Consider the following 17,619-nt stretch of genomic DNA (forward strand, 5'->3'; position numbering starts at 1 on the left):
GTGTGATAACGGACACGATTTTGCGCTTTTTTGGGATGCTTCAAAGAAAGTAAACCCGCATCAGTGTATGTTACGCGTTTTTAGCGTGTGCGGTTTTGAGTATGTACGAGTTTAATCTGGTGCTGCTGTTGCTTCAGCAGATGTGCGTGTTTCTTGTCATTGCCTGGCTGATGAGCAAAACGCGCCTGTTTATCCCGCTGATGCAGGTTACCGTACGTCTGCCGCACAAGCTGCTCTGCTACGTTACCTTCTCTATTTTCTGCATTATGGGGACCTATTTTGGCCTCCATATCGAAGACTCTATTGCCAACACGCGCGCTATCGGCGCGGTGATGGGCGGGCTGCTGGGCGGTCCCGTCGTCGGTGGCCTTGTTGGCTTAACCGGGGGGCTGCATCGCTATTCCATGGGCGGAATGACGGCGCTCAGCTGTATGATCTCAACGATCGTGGAAGGGCTGCTCGGCGGCCTGGTGCACAGCTACATGATCAAACGCGGCCGCCCGGATAAAGTCTTTAGCCCGCTTACCGCCGGTGCCATTACCTTTGTGGCCGAAGTGGCGCAGATGGCGATCATTCTGCTCATTGCCCGTCCGTTTGAAGATGCGCTGCACCTGGTCAGCAGTATTGCCGCTCCGATGATGGTCACCAACACCGTGGGTGCGGCGCTGTTTATGCGCATTCTGCTCGACAAGCGCGCCATGTTTGAGAAGTACACCTCGGCGTTTTCCGCCACGGCGCTGAAGGTCGCCGCCTCGACCGAAGGGATCCTGCGCCAGGGGTTTAACGAAGAGAACAGCATGAAGGTCGCGCAGGTGCTCTACAAGGAGCTGGATATCGGCGCGGTGGCCATAACCGATCGCGAGCGGCTGCTGGCCTTTACCGGCACCGGGGACGATCACCATCTGCCGGGTAAACCGATCTCCTCAGCCTATACGCTGCGCGCCATTGAAACCGGTGAGGTGGTGTATGCCGACGGTAACGAAGTGCCTTACCGCTGTTCGCTGCATCCGCAGTGCAAGCTGGGCTCCACGCTGGTGATTCCGCTGCGCGGGGAAAATCAGCGGGTGATGGGGACTATCAAGCTGTATGAGGCCAAAAACCGTCTGTTCAGCTCCATCAACCGCACGCTGGGGGAGGGGATAGCCCAGCTGCTGTCCGCGCAAATCCTCGCCGGGCAGTATGAGCGGCAGAAAGCCCTGCTGACGCAGTCCGAAATTAAGCTGCTGCATGCTCAGGTCAACCCGCATTTCCTGTTTAATGCCCTCAACACGCTCAAAGCGGTGATCCGCCGCGACAGCGATCAGGCCGCGCAGCTGGTGCAGTTTCTGTCGACCTTTTTCCGTAAGAACCTGAAACGGCCGTCTGAGATCGTGACCCTCGCCGATGAGATTGAGCACGTGAATGCCTATCTGCAGATCGAGCAGGCGCGTTTCCAGTCGCGCCTGCAGGTGTCGCTCTCCGTTCCGGACGAGCTGGCGTATCAGCATCTCCCGGCCTTTACCCTGCAGCCTATTGTCGAAAACGCCATTAAACACGGCACGTCACAGCTTCTGGGAACGGGGGAGATAACCATTGCCGCCAGCCGTTTCAACCACCATCTGGTGCTGGATATTGAAGATAATGCCGGGCTTTACCAGCCTTCCGCCTCGGGCGGTTTAGGGATGAGCCTGGTGGATAAACGCCTGCGCGCCCATTTTGGCGACGACTGCGGCATTACCGTCGCCTGTGAGCCAGACCGATTTACCCGTATTACCGTACGACTGCCGCTGGAGGAAAACGCATGTTAAGAGTGCTGATTGTGGATGACGAGCCGCTGGCACGAGAAAATCTGCGCGTTCTGCTGCAGGAGCAGCCCGATATTGAGATTGTGGGGGAGTGCGCGAACGCCATTGAGGCCATCGGCGCGGTACACAAGCTGCGCCCGGACGTGCTGTTCCTCGATATTCAGATGCCCCGCATCAGCGGGCTGGAGATGGTCGGCATGCTCGACCCGGCGCATCGCCCCTATATCGTGTTTCTGACGGCGTTCGACGAATATGCCGTTAAGGCCTTTGAGGAGCACGCGTTTGACTATTTACTCAAGCCAATTGAAGAGAAGCGTCTGGAAAAAACGCTCACCCGTTTACGCCAGGAGCGAACCGTACAGGACGTCACGCTGCTGCCGGAAAACCAGCAGCCGCTGAAGTTTATCCCCTGCACCGGGCACAGCCGAATTTATCTTCTGCAGATGGATGATGTGGCGTTTGTCAGCAGCCGCCTGAGCGGGGTGTTTGTCACCAGCGCGGAAGGGAACGAAGGGTTTACCGAGCTGACCCTGCGCACGCTGGAGAGCCGCACGCCGCTGATCCGCTGCCACCGCCAGTATCTGGTGAACATGGCGCACCTGAAGGAGATCCGCCTGGAAGATAACGGCCAGGCCGAGCTGGTGCTGCGTGCCGGGCAAACGGTACCCGTCAGCCGTCGCTATCTCAAGAGTTTGAAAGAGGCGATTGGCCTGTAAAACTGGTACACTGCGCGCCATTGCATCATCGACATTCGAAGGCTCTATGCTAAGTAACGACATTCTTCGTAGCCTGCGCTACACCCTGAAAGCAAACAACAACGACATGGTGCGCATTCTTGCGCTGTCGGACATGGAATCCACGTCTGCCGGTTTCGATACCTGGATGACCAAAGAAGACGAAGAGGGCTTCGTTCGCTGCCCGGACATTATTCTGTCGGGTTTCCTGAACGGTCTGATTTACGATAAGCGTGGCAAAGATCCGGCCGCGCCGGAGCTGGCGCTGGAGCGTCGCGTGAACAACAACACGGTACTGAAAAAGCTGCGCATCGCGTTCTCGCTGAAAACGGACGATATCGTGGCGATCATGACGGAGCAAAAATACCGCGTATCCGTGCCGGAAGTGACCGCCATGATGCGCGCGCCGGATCATAAAAACTACCGCGAGTGCGGCGATCAGTTCCTACGTAATTTCCTGCGCGGGCTGACCCACCGGGTGCATCACCCGAAAGCGTGATTTAGCCGGGTGGCAGCTTCGCCTTACCCGGCCTACAAAACCCGTAAGCCCGTGCAAGCGTAGCGCCGCCGGGCAAAAAAAAGCCGGAGATTATCTCCGGCTTTTTTGTTATTTCACCTGCTGGCCAGGCTTCGCGCCTTCATCAGGGCTTAACAGGAAGATATCTTTCCCGCCAGGGCCTGCGGCCATCACCATCCCTTCAGAGATGCCGAAGCGCATTTTGCGCGGCGCCAGGTTCGCCACCATCACGGTCTGACGACCGATCAGCACCTGCGGGTCCGGGTAGGCTGAACGGATGCCGGAGAAGACGTTACGCTTCTCGCCGCCCAGATCCAGCGTCAGGCGCAGCAGCTTGTCAGAACCTTCCACGAATTCCGCGTTTTCGATCAGCGCCACGCGCAGGTCGACTTTGGCGAAATCGTCAAAGGTAATGGTTTCCTGGATCGGATCGTCTGCCAGCGGGCCGGTCACCGGTGCCGCAGCCGCTTTAACCTCTTCTTTAGACGCTTCCACCAGGGCTTCAACCTGCTTCATCTCGATGCGGTTGTACAGCGCCTTGAAGGTGTTCACCTTGTGGCCGAGCAGCGGCTGCGCCATGGCATCCCAGGTCAGTTCGGTGTTCAGGAACGCTTCAGCGCGGGCTGCCAGCTGCGGCAGAACCGGCTTCAGGTACGTCATCAGCACGCGGAACAGGTTGATGCCCATGGAGCAGATGGCCTGCAGATCGGCATCGCGACCTTCCTGTTTCGCGACAACCCACGGTGCCTGTTCGTCCACATAGCGGTTTGCCAGGTCGGCCAGGGCCATGATTTCGCGCACGGCTTTACCGAACTCACGGGTTTCCCACGCGTCGCCAATGGCGGCTGCCGCGTCGGTAAAGGTTTTGTACAGGGCAGGGTCAGCCAGTTCAGCCGCCATCACGCCGTCAAAACGCTTGGCGATAAAGCCCGCGTTACGGGAGGCCAGGTTCACCACCTTGTTGACGATGTCCGCGTTCACGCGCTGCACGAAATCTTCCAGGTTCAGGTCGATATCGTCGATGCGGGAAGAGAGCTTCGCGGTGTAGTAGTAGCGCAGGCTGTCCGCGTCGAAGTGGTTCAGCCAGGTGCTGGCCTTAATGAACGTCCCGCGAGACTTGGACATCTTCGCGCCGTTCACCGTCACGTAGCCGTGTACGAAAAGGTTGGTTGGCTTGCGGAAGTTGCTGCCTTCCAGCATCGCCGGCCAGAACAGGCTGTGGAAATAAACGATGTCTTTACCGATAAAGTGATACAGCTCTGCCGTGGAATCTTTCTTCCAGTATTCGTCGAAGCTGACGGTGTCGCCACGCTTGTCGCACAGGTTCTTGAAGGAGCCCATGTAGCCGATTGGCGCGTCCAGCCAGACGTAGAAGTATTTGCCCGGCGCGTTCGGGATTTCAAAGCCGAAGTACGGCGCATCGCGGGAGATATCCCACTGCTGCAGGCCGGATTCGAACCACTCCTGCATTTTGTTCGCCACCTGCTCCTGCAGCGCGCCGCTGCGGGTCCACGCCTGCAGCATTTCGCTGAAGGACGGCAGGTCGAAGAAGAAGTGCTCGGAGTCACGCATCACAGGCGTGGCACCGGATACCACGGATTTCGGCTCGATAAGCTCGGTCGGGCTGTAGGTCGCGCCGCACACTTCGCAGTTATCGCCGTACTGGTCCGGGGATTTACATTTCGGACAGGTGCCTTTGACGAAACGGTCCGGCAGGAACATGCCTTTTTCCGGATCGTACAGCTGAGAGATAGTGCGGTTTTTGATAAAACCGTTCTCTTTCAGGCGGGTGTAGATCAGCTCCGACAGCTCGCGGTTTTCGTCGCTGTGCGTGGAGTGATAGTTGTCATAGCTGATGTCAAAGCCAGCAAAATCGGTCTGATGCTCCTGACTCATTTCGGCAATCATCTGCTCCGGGGAGATCCCCAGCTGCTGCGCTTTCAGCATGATCGGCGTGCCGTGAGCATCGTCCGCACAGATGAAGTTAACCTCGTGGCCGCGCATTCGCTGGTAACGGACCCAGACATCAGCCTGGATATGCTCCAGCATGTGGCCGAGGTGGATTGAGCCGTTGGCGTACGGCAGTGCGCACGTTACCAGAATTTTCTTCGCGACTTGAGTCATAGTAGGCATTACTTCTTTTAACTGTGAAAAGGGTTTTTGATGTTACCCGAAAGGTAATAACTACGCCAAGTGATAAGGGCATTAATCCATAAATGAATAATTGTTACCTCTGGGGTAAACTTGGTAATTACACGTCTTTTTTCAGAACAACTACAAAGGAGTCGGGATGAGTTCTCAATCCCAGGCCAAATCACCGGAAGCCTTACGAGCAATGGTCGCCGGGACGCTGGCTAACTTTCAGCATCCAACCCTGAAGCACAATCTCACTACGCTGAAAGCGTTACACCACGTTGCCTGGCTGGACGATACCCTGCACATTGAGCTGCAGATGCCGTTCGTCTGGACCAGCGCCTTTGACGCGCTGAAAGAGCAGACCAGCTCTGAGCTGCTGCGTATTACCGGTGCGAAGGCGATCGACTGGAAGCTGAGCCACAGCATCGCCACGCTGAAGCGCGTGAAAAACCAGCCTGGCGTGAACGGCGTGAAAAATATCATTGCCGTCAGCTCGGGCAAGGGCGGGGTAGGGAAATCTTCTACCGCCGTTAACCTGGCGCTCGCGCTGGCAGCGGAAGGGGCAAAGGTCGGCATTCTGGATGCGGATATCTACGGTCCGTCTATTCCTAACATGCTGGGCGCGGAAAACCAGCGCCCCACCTCGCCGGACGGGACCCACATGGCGCCAATTATGGCGCACGGTCTGGCGACCAACTCCATCGGTTACCTGGTGACTGACGATAACGCCATGGTCTGGCGCGGCCCTATGGCCAGCAAAGCGCTGCTGCAGATGCTGCAGGAGACGATGTGGCCTGATCTGGATTATCTGGTGCTGGACATGCCGCCGGGCACCGGTGACATTCAGCTGACGCTGGCGCAGAACATTCCGGTCACGGGGGCGGTCGTCGTGACTACGCCGCAGGATATCGCGCTGATTGACGCCAAAAAAGGCATCGTGATGTTCGAGAAGGTGGAAGTGCCGGTGCTCGGTATCGTCGAGAACATGAGTATGCACATCTGCAGCAACTGCGGTCACCACGAACCTATCTTCGGTACGGGTGGTGCAGAAAAACTGGCCGCGAAGTATCACACCCAGCTGCTGGGACAGATGCCGCTGCACATTACCCTGCGTGAAGATCTGGACAGCGGAAAGCCAACGGTGGTCAGCCGTCCGGACAGCGAATTTGCGGAAATGTATCGCCAGCTGGCGGGACGCGTTGCGGCGCAGCTCTACTGGCAGGGCGAAATCATCCCGGGGGAAATCGCGTTCCGCGCGGTGTAATTCCTCAGCTCCTAATTGCCGGGTGGCGCTTCGCTTACCCGGCCTACAAATGGCACCATCACGTAGGTCGGGTAAGGCGAAGCCGCCACCCGACTTTAACCCAACCGATAGTGCATCAAATAATACTCTCCGTCCGGAGAATTACCCGTCGCCTCGATGTGCCAGCCGTGTCGCTGGTAAAACGCAATAGCCCGCGCATTCTTCACCAGACACTTAAGTGAACCCGTACTGGTAAACGTTTTCTGTACGTGCTCAAGCAACTCATGCCCGACGCCCATGCTCTGATACTGCGGATCGACAAACAGGTTGTGCAGGAAATTATCGTTCGTCCAGACGGAGGCAAAACCCAGGCGATGACCGTTCTGAACAGCAACCCAAATCACTTCGTCGCGGGTTGCCGCGTCAAAGTCTTCAAGCTGCCAGTCCGCGTTGTCCAGCCATGGCCAGGCTTCACGCCGGGCGTGGAGGTAGAGCGTGCGCAGGAAAGGGCGGTCGCTTTCCTGCCAGGGGCGAATCAGAATTGCGTTAGCGGTGATAGAAAATATCTCCATTGTAGGCTTTGTAGATCTTGCCATCAGCATCGCCGATCAGTACGTAGTTCTCACCCATGTAGGTCCAGTGGGTTCCGGCATCCGGAGCCGGCAGGTTACGCAGCTGGTACTGTTTGATAGTGTACTCCGGCGTTTGATACTGCGCCGGCGCCGTGTCGCCAATCTTGAATTTCGTAAAGTCAGCGATGAACTCTTGTTCTTCATAGGCCTTGATGCCCGATGGCGCAGCGGCCGTTTGCGGGGCAGCGAATGCGGATCCCGCCAGAGACAGTAATACACCCAGAAGCAGCAATTTACGCTTAGCCATTTTTTCTCCAGTGATATCGTTACAGATACTTTTCGTCTGCAGGTCGTGCAAAGCGGAGCAGACAGTCCATTTTAAGTATCAACGCAGGGTATGTTTGAAAAAAAATGTAACAAAAGTGGACGGTTTTGTGTAGTCAAACTGGATGATGTTTATCATTGTGGTGAATATTGCCTGTGCTTTATATTTTTAATATTTATTATTTCGATACTCGAACCTGAAAATAACTTTTTACGTCAAAATTGGACTGTAATACGAATGCTTTCCCACTGAAGGACATTTAATATTGCCTTCGGGCGAAGCGCACTTACTACCTTTTTTACAAGATCAATCGTTTTTTTTAGAGGCCAGTTGGCTTGCGCTTTATCATGCCGAAATTACATGCCGAAGTTGAATAAATAATTAAATTTCATGAGCTTATGTTGAGTTCATTTGCAAGCTTTACGATAAGCGCAACGTTAAAAAGAAATAGTTATATAAATGAAAAGTACAACTGCATTTTCGCTGTTATTTCTCACCATTAGTCAGTTAACGGGATGTGTATTTTCCCCCGGACAGAACTTGAGCGTGTACGGGAAAAAAGTCAATACGGCGGAAGATGTTAATTATCAGCTTGATAAGCACGTGGAAATTTTTCCACTAACGCCGGGGTTGATTGAAAAGCTGCGTCCAACCGTATCGAAATCTCAGGCAAATCCTAATCTGGATGAGCAGATCAAAAACTGGGAATACCGTATTGGTACAGGCGACATCCTGACGGTCACCGTCTGGGATCACCCTGAATTAACAACGCCCGCGGGACAATATCGTAGTGCGAGCGATGCCGGCAACTGGGTCAACGCCGATGGTACGCTCTTTTATCCCTACGTCGGTAAGCTGCGGGTGGCGGGAAAAACGGTTTCACAGGTACGTGAAGAGATTACATCTCGACTGGATAAAGTCATTGAGAGCCCGCAGGTGGACGTCAGCATTGCCGCCTTCCGTTCCCAAAAAGCGTATGTCACCGGAGAGGTCGAAAAATCAGGCCAGCAACCCATAACCAATATTCCGCTGACGGTGATGGATGCAGTTAACGCCGCTGGCGGTCTTTCTGCGGATGCCGACTGGCGTAACGTCGTGCTGACGCATGATGGCCAGGACTCTCGCCTTTCTCTTTATGCACTGATGCAGCATGGCGATTTGACACAAAATAAGCTGCTTTATCCGGGCGATATCCTGTTTATTCCCCGAAACGACGCGCTGAAAGTGTTCGTGATGGGCGAGGTGGTTAAACAGAGCACGCTTAAGATGGATCGTAGCGGCATGACGCTGGCCGAAGCCCTGGGCAATGCAGGGGGACTTAACCAAAATATGGCTGATGCAACCGGCATTTTTGTTATCAGGCAGGTAACGGAAAAAGGCGACACGGGCAAAATTGCCAACATCTATCAACTCAATGCGGAAGATACGTCAGCCATGGTGCTGGGTACGGAATTCCAGTTGGAACCGTATGACATTGTCTACGTCACTACGGCACCGTTATCACGCTGGAATCGCGTGATCACCCAGCTGGTACCTACCATCAGCGGCGTCCATGACCTGACCGAAACCGTTCGTTACATCAGATCGTGGCCGCAGTAATGTTTCAGTCAATCTTAGTGGTCTGCACCGGCAATATTTGCCGTTCACCGATTGGTGAGCGGCTGTTGCGTCAGCAATTGCCCGGCAAGCAGGTGTCCTCGGCAGGTATTTTTGGGCTTGAAGGGTGCCCGGCGGATGCGGCTGCGCAGTCTGTCGCCTGGCGTCATGGCGTTTCGCTGGAAGGGCATGTTGCCCGCAAGGTGACGCGCAGCCTGTTGCAAAAATCCGATTTGATTCTGGTAATGGAGCCGGAACACCTCCGTTTCATTGCCGCAATGGCCCCGGAGAACCGGGGAAAATCGCTGCTCTTTGGACAATGGCTTGAAACAAGGCACATTCCCGACCCGTATCACAAAAGTCGCGAAGTCTATGAATATGTTTTCGAGCAATTGGGAAAAGCCAGTCAGGAATGGGCTCGTCGTTTGAGTCAACAAGGAATGAAGCCGTAATGTCGTCTTCTAAATCAGACAAATATAGTGCTGCGACACCGCAGAATAATGAAATCGATCTTCTTCAGTTGTTTGCTGAGATGTTTGATCACCGGGTGACGATCGCGTGTGTCACGCTCTTGCTCACGGTATGTGCGGGGATATATGCGTTCAGCGCCACGCCAGTTTATCAGGCTGATGCCCTGTTACAGGTTGAAGAGAAGCAGAATAACTCGCTAATCAAGAACCTGAACCCGTTCGGGTCCGATCTCTCACCCGATGTCGCGCCGGAACTTTTACTCCTTAAATCACGGATGATCCTGGGAGAAACCGTTGATCAATTAGGGTTGACGTACAACGCCAGGCGACGCGTGTTTCCTGTCGTCGGGCCTTTGTGGGAACATGTGCGGGGACGTAAATCCGCTGAAATAACGATTGGCGCGCTGACTATTCCCCTTCTGAAAGGGCAGCCACAAACGCTTTTACTCACCGTACGGGAGAAAGGTCGATATCGTCTTGAGGGAAAAACGCTTGAAGCAGACGGCATCGTGGGGGAAACGCTGGTTAAAGACGGAATGTCGCTTCTGGTGACATCCCTCAGCGCGGAACCTGGCACCCAGTTTACCCTCGAAACCGTCACAAGGCTTGACGCGATCAACGCCATTCAGAACAGGCTTACGGTTGTGGAGTCGGCGAAACAGAGCGGTATGATCTCCTTAATGTTATCGGGTGAAGACCCCGCCAGGATCGCCACGATACTTAATGCCATTGCTGAAAATTATCTTAGCCAGAATATTGCGCGCCAGGAAGCGAAAGATTCCCGCAGCCTCACGTTCTTACAGGATCAATTACCTAAGATCAGCCGGGAGCTGGATGAAGCCGAAGCGAGACTGAATGCCTACAGAGAGCAACGCGATTCTGTCGACTTATCTCTGGAGGCTAAGTCAGTGCTTGATCAGGTGGTTAACGTGGAAAACCAGCTTAACGAGCTGACGTTTCGCGAAGCAGAAGTTTCCCAGCTTTTCAAAAAAGACCATCCCACCTACCGTGCCTTGCGGGAGAAGAAACAAACGCTTGAGCGGGAGCGCGCGCGCCTGAACAATCGCGTTTCATCCATGCCTTCCACGCAGCAGGAAATCTTACGCCTGAGTCGTGACGTTGAATCCGGGCGTACCATATATCTGCAGCTGCTGACGCGTCAGCAAGAGCTGAGTATCTCGCGCTCCAGCGCTATCGGGAACGTGCGGATTATTGACCCGGCCGTTACGAAGCCAGATCCGATCAAACCGCACAAAGCGCTAATTATCGTACTGGGTATGCTGATGGGGTTGATGCTCTCTGCCGGCATGGTTTTAATGCGCTCAGCCTTTAATCGGGGCATTACCTCGTCTGAACAACTGGAAGTGCAGGGGATACCGCTTCTGGCGACGCTTCCGCGCTCGGTATGGCTCTGGAAAAAAACGCACCTGCGCAGGAAAACCCTGTTTGCTTCCCGATGGAAGCACAGGACGTCGAATGTTCCTTTTTTGCCCGTTGACCGCCCGGCAGATATGTTTGTCGAGGCGGTGCGCGGCCTGCGCACCAGTCTGCATTTTACCATGATGGATGCCAAAAACCGGATCGTCGTGGTGTCTGGCCCCACGCAGGACTGCGGAAAGACCCTGGTCAGTACTTCACTGGCGTCGATTGCCGCTCAGGCCGGACAGCGAGTGCTGTTTATTGATGCGGATATGCGCAAGGGATATGTCCACAATGTTTTCAAACTGCGCAATCATCGGGGATTATCCTGCGTGCTCGGAGGAACCGTTGAGTGGCAGGAAGCAATTCAACGCGTTGAGAAAGGCGGTTTTGATGTATTGACCTGCGGACCCCAACCTTCACATCCCGTTGAGCTGCTCATGAGTGAACGCTTCCAGGCCGTAATGTCGCAGATAGACAAACTGTATGACATCGTGATTGTCGACACTCCACCCGTGCTTGCCGTAACGGATGCCTTGCTGATAGCCAGAGCAGCGGCTACCACGCTTCTGGTCGCCCGCTTTGGTAAAACCAGCGTCAAGGAGATCGAGAACTGCCTGAAACGTCTGCAGCAGATGGGTGTGCAGGTGAATGGCGCGATCCTCAATGATATCGTGAAATCGGCTGCGCTCTATTACAACTCGGGATATAGCCATTACGACTACGGTTATACCCAGGAATAAACCTGACGCGACATTTCTTTACAGCGTGATGGCGTATTGCCCGTTAAGATGACCTTCGTTAAAACATGAGGTCACAATGGATAACCGCAAAAACAGTCGACTGCGCCGCTGGGTGCGGGAAGGGATCATATTCGTTCTGCTGACGCTGGCCGTAGTGTGGGGTGTTGATCGGTACCGAAAACCGACACTCCCCGCCAGTTTTAGTGCAACACCGATGCAGAGCATCGACGGCAATATTCACGATATCGCGGCGCTGGGCCAGGAACGCCCGCTGCTGATTTACGTCTGGGCCACCTGGTGCAGTATATGCCGTTACACGACGCCTTCGGTCAATAAACTGGCGAAAGAGGGGGGCAACGTCGTAAGCATTGCCATGCGTTCCGGCGATAACGCAAAGCTTGCGCGCTGGGTTGAAAAGAAACAGCTGAAAATGCCGGTGATTAACGATGAAAACGGTGCGTTGTCGCAGCAGTGGCAGGTGAGCGTCACGCCGACGCTGGTCATTGTGGCGAAGGGTAATGTGGTCAGCACCACGACGGGCTGGACGAGCTACTGGGGTTTAAAATTAAGGATGTGGTGGGCAGGCGTATAAAAATAACCCCTCTCCCGGCGGAAGAGGGGTGTTGTATTACTTAGCCAGAACTTCCTGCGCGGTGCGCTCAACCAGAGACAGCAGGATTTTAATATCTTCCAGCGTCACGGTTGGGTTCAGCAGCGTCAGCTTCAGGCAGGTGACGCCGTTGTGCTCGGTCACACCAACGTTCGCACGGCCGGATTCCAGCAGCGCATCACCAATTTTCTGGTTCAGCAGGGCGATGCCCGCGTCATCCATCTGAACCTGTCCGCGGAAGCGGAACAGAACGCTTGCCAGCTGTGGCTGCATAACCAGTTCCAGAGCAGGCTGCTCTTTCACGTAGGCCGCAACCTGCTGAGCCAGGGTCACGCCGTGATCGATGATCGCCGCGTATTGCTCCTGCCCCAGCGCTTCCAGGCTCATCCACAGCTTCAGCGCGTCAAAACGACGGGTGGTCTGCAGAGATTTTGACACCAGGTTAGGCACGCCGGCTTCTTCGTCGAACTCGGAGTTCAGGTAGGCCGCCTGATAGCGCATCAGCTCATAGTGACGCGCTTCTTTCAGCAGGAACGCGCCGCAGCTGATGGTCTGGAAGAACTGCTTGTGGAAGTCCAGGGTGACGGAATCCACCAGCTCGATGCCGTCCAGGTAGTGACGATACTGCTCAGACATCAGCAGCGCGCCGCCCCAGGCCGCATCAACGTGTACCCAGATGTTCTGCTTCGCGGCCAGCTCTGCAATCGCACGCAGCGGGTCGATAGCACCGGCATCGGTGGTGCCTGCCGTTGCGACGATCGCCAGAATCTGCTCGCCGTTCGCGTTGCACTGTTCGATTTTCACCGCCAGATCGGTCAGATCCATGCGGGAGAATTCGTCCGTTTTCACCTGCACGACGGACTGGTAGCCGAGACCCATCAGCGCCATGTTTTTCTGCACGGAGAAGTGTGCGTTTTCAGAGCACAGTACGCGAATTTTGCGCAAATCGCCGACCAGGCCGTCCTGCTGAACGGAGTGACCCTGACGCGCGAAGAACGCATCGCGAGCCAGCATCAGGCCCATCAGGTTGCTCTGGGTGCCGCCGCTGGTGAAGACACCGGCGTCGCCGGCCTGATAACCCACGCGGGTACGCAGCCACTCGATCAGCTTGATCTCGATAATGGTTGCGGACGGGCTTTGATCCCAGGAGTCCATACTCTGGTTAGTGGCGTTGATCAGCACTTCCGCCGCCTGGCTTACGACCAGGCTTGGGCAGTGCAGGTGCGCCACACACTGCGGGTGATGAACGGACAAGCTGTCTTTCAGGAAGAACTCCACGGCGCGTTCAATCGCCGCTTCGTTGCCCAGCCCTTTCGGGTTGAAATCCAGCTTAATGCGGTCGCGCAGCTCTGCGACCGTTTTGCCCTGGTACATCTCAGGCTGTTTCAGCCACTGCATCACAGCCTGAGTGCTTTGTTCGATCGCCTGCTGGTAAGCTTCAATGCTCTGCGCAGAGGAGAACAAAATTGGGTTTGAATCAGACATCGTAATCAATAACTCCGGTTACGCCGGGCGAACGCCCGCAGCAAGCAGTGCCTGCTCAAATTTATCCAGGAAGATTTTCAGCTCTTCGTCGCTGATCAGCAGTGACGGCAGCAGACGCAGAACGATACCGTTACGGCCGCCGCGCTCCAGAATCAGACCGGCTTCGAAGCACTTCTTCTGAATCAGTGCAGACAGCTCGCCGTCGCCCGGGAAGCAGCCCATGTGGTCAGCGGCTTCGTGTGGCTTAACGATCTCAATACCGATCATCATGCCCAGACCGCGCACGTGGCCGATAACAGGATAGCGTTTCGCCATCTCTTTCAGCTGGCCTTTCAGCCATTCGCCCTGAGCGGCAACTTTGCCCGCGATGTTCTGATCTTTCAGGATTTTCAGCGTCGTCAGACCGGTTGCCATCGCCAGCTGATTGCCGCGGAAGGTACCGGTGTGGTGGCCTGGCGCCCATGCGTCGAACTGCTTTTTGATACCGAGCACGGCCAGCGGCAGACCGCCACCTACGGCTTTAGACATCACGATAATGTCTGGCTCAATGCCTGCGTGTTCGAAGGCGAAGAATTTACCGGTACGGGCAAAGCCAGCCTGAACTTCGTCGAGGATCAGCAGAATGCCGTGTTCCTGAGTCACTTTACGGATGCGCTGCAGCCACTCAGCCGGAGCCGGGTTCACGCCGCCTTCGCCCTGAACGGCTTCCAGAATCACCGCAGCAGGTTTACGCACGCCGCTTTCAACGTCGTTGATCAGGTTATCGAAGTAGTACGTCAGCGCTTTCACGCCCGCTTCACCACCGATACCCAGCGGGCAACGGTACTCGTGCGGGTAAGGCATGAACTGCACTTCTGGCATCATACCGTCAACCGCTTCTTTCGGAGACAGGTTGCCGGTCACGGACAGCGCGCCGTGGGTCATACCGTGGTAACCACCAGAGAAGCTGATGATACCGCTACGACCGGTCACTTTTTTCGCCAGCTTCAGCGCCGCTTCAACGGCGTCAGCACCGGATGGGCCGGTGAACTGCAGGCAGTACTCTTTGCCCTGGCCAGGCAGCAGAGAGAGCAGGTATTCAGAAAACGCGTCTTTCAGAGGCGTAGTCAGATCCAGGGTATGTAACGGCAAGCCGCTGGTAATGACATTTTGGATGCTTTTCAGCACATCAGGATGGTTATGGCCAAGCGCAAGGGTCCCTGCGCCTGCTAAACAGTCAAGGTATTCTTTATTATCTGCATCGGTGATCCACACGCCTTCTGCTTTAGTGATGGCTAAAGGCAGTTTGCGCGGATAACTCCTGACGTTAGATTCAAACTCGGCCTGACGGGCCAGATAGGTTTCGTTGCTTTTGTGGGCATCTACGGTGTCAATACGGACTTTATCCGTCATCATATCACTCCTACAACCGCCGCTTCGTTATGAGCCACGATTGAATAAAAAGTTAAAAAACAGATGGGGGCCTGAAAAAAACGCCGCCAATATAGAGCCTTTTGCCACGGGGCTCAATGGTTAATTTGTTTACTGTTTTGTGACATGGCGCTCAGGGGAGAGGATATCCCGTTTTTAAGAAAGAAAATTGCACTTTATGGTAAAGAAAAACAGACTGTTACGTGTGTTCTGCCCTGACTGTAAATTCATAAAAAAGAGTGTGACAAATCGTGCCATTCGCTGACCGAAAAGGAGGCAGACTGCCTCCTTGTTCGCTTTATTTCTGCGACACCTGCAAAATGCCGTGGTTACGCCCCGTCGTCTTATTCCAGGACGCCGCCGTAATGCCGTTCTCATTAAGGCTTAGCGATATAACAAAACCATTACCGTGAATCTCATAGAAATGAGCATTCAGACGCTGAACGGTGGCCTTTTTGCCGTTAATGGTGGCGTTAAAAAAGCCATTTGAAATCGTGGCGTTAACCGCATCCGATGTAAAAGTGGTTTCACGCAAAGGGTCGTGGCCCGCAGCTGTTGCGTGCTGCGCCGCATTTTGGGCTTTTGTTTTGTGGATATCACAAGAGCCGTCATTCGCGTTCATCTCAGTACATCCTGAACTCTCTAATTGAGCGCGATAGTGCGCGTTAATTGCATGAGCCGGTGTTGTCGCTACCGTCAACATCAGTGCAATCCATATTAATTGAGTTTTCATGGCTAAACTTTTGTTCACCTTATAAAACGCACAGATAATAGGAGACGTACATCATGCCGATCCAAATACCGACGCCAATGAGCATCAGATACAGGGTCGCTGAAATAATGATATGTCTGAGCATGTTTTTTCTGTCATCGCTATTCTTGCCGGAGGCAAGCAGGTTATTAACGTAATGGCGCCGGTTAATAATGCTTAAGTTCTATTTCGTTAAAAGCCCATTCCGACGCCAACTGACGCTCCCATATTATTGGCGGTATCATCAGAGAAGCTCACTTTCGCGATCACATGTGAACTAAAGTTAACGGATGCCCCAACGGCTAGGGCGCTTTCACTATTGAATGTGGCTCCGCCAGCAGAGAACATAACATGCTGATTCGTTTGTACCTGCGGTAATCCAGCCATCGCCATGGCACCTGAAATACCGGCATTAGCTTGCTTCTTATTATTATCTACTTCATCGTGCAGTGATTTAAATTGCTGGTTGGTATTGTTATTCATTGCCTGTAACGTCTGTTTCGTTGCCAGCAGATCCTGTGCGGTGGCGGTAACTGCCTGGGTATTATTAGCCACTTTAGTTTGTGTTGCTGCGTCTACCTGCATGTGCGTCACGGTGGTCGTCACGCCATCTTTGCCATCTACGCCGTTAGTGGGTTTAGGGGCATTTTCCAGGCTATCAAGACGGTTATCTTGCACTTTGTTAACGTTTCCCATATTGATAATTTCTGTGCCGTTCGTCATAACGCCCTGTAAAGCCGCATCGCTTTTTTGATTGGCGGTATCTGCAAGCGCGCCAGCAAGCAAGGCTTTTTGGTAAGCGTCATTTGTGGCTTGCTCAATAACCAAAACACCTAATTTAGTGGATTGAAGGTCGCTATCCACCTGCGTTAAGCGATTTTCAGTTGAGAGATCGCGAGCAATACTATCGGCCCTGTTTTGCGTAATTTGGTCTTGATGGTCATTCACAATATCTGTGATTGATGCGTCATCCCAAACGGCAGCAGCAGCGTTGGTAATATTCATGGCGCTACCGGCGACCACCCCAAATATAAAAACAGAAATAACAGATTTATTGAAAAGTTTCATTCGAAGGACTCACATCATTAACGTATTAAAAAACAAAATTAAGCAGAACAGTTTTGGCTTTAGTGGTATGTGGATATCTGTATTTCCATATCTCAATACAGGATATTCAATGCTCGGACCTTTTTTAGTGGCGTGAATAAACTATCGATTAAACCCAAATCGATGATTTTGATCTAAATCATAAATGATATGAATAAATGAAAGGGCAGGGTGCGGTATCGAGGAGGTTTATTTAATGTATACATTAACTTATGGATTATGCGATAAATCAAGGGAAGCGTTAAGCTATTGATCAAAGTACAAATGTTTAATAGAGTTAAATAAATTAATACTTTCTTATTCTTTCATGCGAAAGAAGTTTATCTATCTTATAAAAGCGGAATGAGCGTGTAATAAAAAATAAAAATAATAGTCTCAGCAAAAGTACGTAATAAAGTTTTTCAATAACGTATTAACAATTACTGAACCAGAATTAACTAAAGCGTAATAAATATAGGCAAATGACGGGAAAGAGCGCCTGGAGATTTCCGCGGTGACAACGGCGTGATAAATCGAAACTTCTTGCGCCTGGCCTGGGGCCGCGGTTACACTACATAACGTTAATGAGTTTCATAACTCGCTGTTTTAAAAGTATTTTGACTCGGGGTGCCCTTCCTTGTGAAGGCTGAGAAATACCCGTATTACCTGATCTGGATAATGCCAGCGTAGGGAAGTCAGATGCCTTCCCGGTCATCGCTTCTTCACGCAAGGCAGGAG

15 protein-coding genes and 1 riboswitch are annotated in these 17,619 nt (G+C 53.4%); of the genes, 8 read left to right on the forward strand and 7 right to left on the reverse strand.

Annotated elements, in window-relative coordinates; genetic code table 11:
• The first annotated feature begins 101 nt into the window (after window positions 1-101).
• The 3 genes from AC27FC_RS00935 to AC27FC_RS00945 are packed head-to-tail and all read left to right on the forward strand — an operon-like array spanning window position 102 to window position 3,017.
• Window positions 102-1,787, forward strand: a complete 1,686-nt coding sequence (locus tag AC27FC_RS00935) for a sensor histidine kinase (RefSeq protein ID WP_023312444.1) — start codon at window positions 102-104, stop codon at window positions 1,785-1,787.
• Entirely contained in the window at window positions 1,781-2,500 is a 720-nt protein-coding gene (gene btsR, locus AC27FC_RS00940) for a two-component system response regulator BtsR (protein ID WP_023312443.1), read from the forward strand. Before AC27FC_RS00935 ends, btsR begins: the two co-directional genes overlap by 7 nt.
• A gap of 46 nt (window positions 2,501-2,546) precedes the next feature.
• Window positions 2,547-3,017, forward strand: a complete 471-nt coding sequence (locus AC27FC_RS00945) for a YehS family protein (RefSeq protein WP_023312442.1) — start codon at window positions 2,547-2,549, stop codon at window positions 3,015-3,017.
• A gap of 108 nt (window positions 3,018-3,125) precedes the next feature.
• Here the strand turns inward: AC27FC_RS00945 and metG are convergent, their stop codons facing one another.
• The gene (gene metG, locus AC27FC_RS00950; protein ID WP_112778304.1) at window positions 3,126-5,159 is read right to left on the reverse strand and encodes a methionine--tRNA ligase; all 2,034 of its coding nucleotides are present in this window, start codon (window positions 5,157-5,159) and stop codon (window positions 3,126-3,128) included.
• Window positions 5,160-5,325: 166 nt separating this feature from the next.
• On the opposite strand from metG, the gene apbC reads away from it, so the two are divergent.
• Complete coding sequence (gene apbC / locus AC27FC_RS00955) at window positions 5,326-6,435, forward strand: iron-sulfur cluster carrier protein ApbC (protein WP_029740176.1); 1,110 nt, start codon at window positions 5,326-5,328, stop codon at window positions 6,433-6,435.
• A gap of 95 nt (window positions 6,436-6,530) precedes the next feature.
• On the opposite strand, the gene AC27FC_RS00960 is transcribed toward apbC, so the two are convergent.
• Window positions 6,531-6,986, reverse strand: a complete 456-nt coding sequence (locus AC27FC_RS00960) for a GNAT family N-acetyltransferase (protein WP_232960069.1) — start codon at window positions 6,984-6,986, stop codon at window positions 6,531-6,533.
• A complete protein-coding gene (locus tag AC27FC_RS00965) occupies window positions 6,961-7,293 on the reverse strand; it encodes an RcnB family protein (protein WP_023336316.1) in 333 nt (110 codons plus the stop codon). Before AC27FC_RS00965 ends, AC27FC_RS00960 begins: the two co-directional genes overlap by 26 nt.
• A 477-nt stretch (window positions 7,294-7,770) precedes the next feature.
• Here AC27FC_RS00965 and AC27FC_RS00970 point away from each other — a divergent pair, with 477 nt between their 5' ends.
• The 4 genes from AC27FC_RS00970 to AC27FC_RS00985 all read left to right on the forward strand — a co-directional run bounded on the left by AC27FC_RS00970 (window position 7,771) and on the right by AC27FC_RS00985 (window position 12,131).
• The gene (locus AC27FC_RS00970) at window positions 7,771-8,910 is read left to right on the forward strand and encodes a polysaccharide export protein (RefSeq protein WP_112778305.1); all 1,140 of its coding nucleotides are present in this window, start codon (window positions 7,771-7,773) and stop codon (window positions 8,908-8,910) included.
• Complete coding sequence (locus tag AC27FC_RS00975; protein ID WP_112778306.1) at window positions 8,910-9,359, forward strand: arsenate reductase/protein-tyrosine-phosphatase family protein; 450 nt, start codon at window positions 8,910-8,912, stop codon at window positions 9,357-9,359. The genes AC27FC_RS00970 and AC27FC_RS00975 overlap by 1 nt, the downstream gene beginning before the upstream one ends.
• A complete protein-coding gene (locus AC27FC_RS00980) occupies window positions 9,359-11,539 on the forward strand; it encodes a polysaccharide biosynthesis tyrosine autokinase (RefSeq protein ID WP_196354910.1) in 2,181 nt (726 codons plus the stop codon). Before AC27FC_RS00975 ends, AC27FC_RS00980 begins: the two co-directional genes overlap by 1 nt.
• 76 nt (window positions 11,540-11,615) lie before the next feature.
• Window positions 11,616-12,131, forward strand: a complete 516-nt coding sequence (locus AC27FC_RS00985) for a protein disulfide oxidoreductase (protein ID WP_196354909.1) — start codon at window positions 11,616-11,618, stop codon at window positions 12,129-12,131.
• A 36-nt stretch (window positions 12,132-12,167) separates the two neighbouring features.
• Here the strand turns inward: AC27FC_RS00985 and AC27FC_RS00990 are convergent, their stop codons facing one another.
• From AC27FC_RS00990 to AC27FC_RS01005, 4 genes are all read right to left on the reverse strand, one after another.
• Window positions 12,168-13,634, reverse strand: a complete 1,467-nt coding sequence (locus AC27FC_RS00990) for a pyridoxal phosphate-dependent decarboxylase family protein (protein ID WP_196354908.1) — start codon at window positions 13,632-13,634, stop codon at window positions 12,168-12,170.
• A gap of 18 nt (window positions 13,635-13,652) precedes the next feature.
• Window positions 13,653-15,029 (reverse strand): diaminobutyrate--2-oxoglutarate transaminase, encoded by a 1,377-nt coding sequence (locus AC27FC_RS00995; protein WP_014884533.1) that lies wholly within the window; start codon window positions 15,027-15,029, stop codon window positions 13,653-13,655.
• 313 nt (window positions 15,030-15,342) lie between these two features.
• Window positions 15,343-15,777: a hypothetical protein gene (locus AC27FC_RS01000; RefSeq protein WP_196354907.1), complete on the reverse strand. Its 435-nt coding sequence runs from the start codon at window positions 15,775-15,777 to the stop codon at window positions 15,343-15,345.
• Window positions 15,778-15,987: 210 nt separating this feature from the next.
• Window positions 15,988-16,863: a YadA C-terminal domain-containing protein gene (locus AC27FC_RS01005; protein ID WP_227794213.1), complete on the reverse strand. Its 876-nt coding sequence runs from the start codon at window positions 16,861-16,863 to the stop codon at window positions 15,988-15,990.
• A gap of 631 nt (window positions 16,864-17,494) precedes the next feature.
• Window positions 17,495-17,591, forward strand: a riboswitch (TPP riboswitch).
• Window positions 17,592-17,619 lie beyond the last annotated feature (28 nt).

It is taken from the genome of Enterobacter sp. C3_dUdeg (assembly GCF_057536195.1).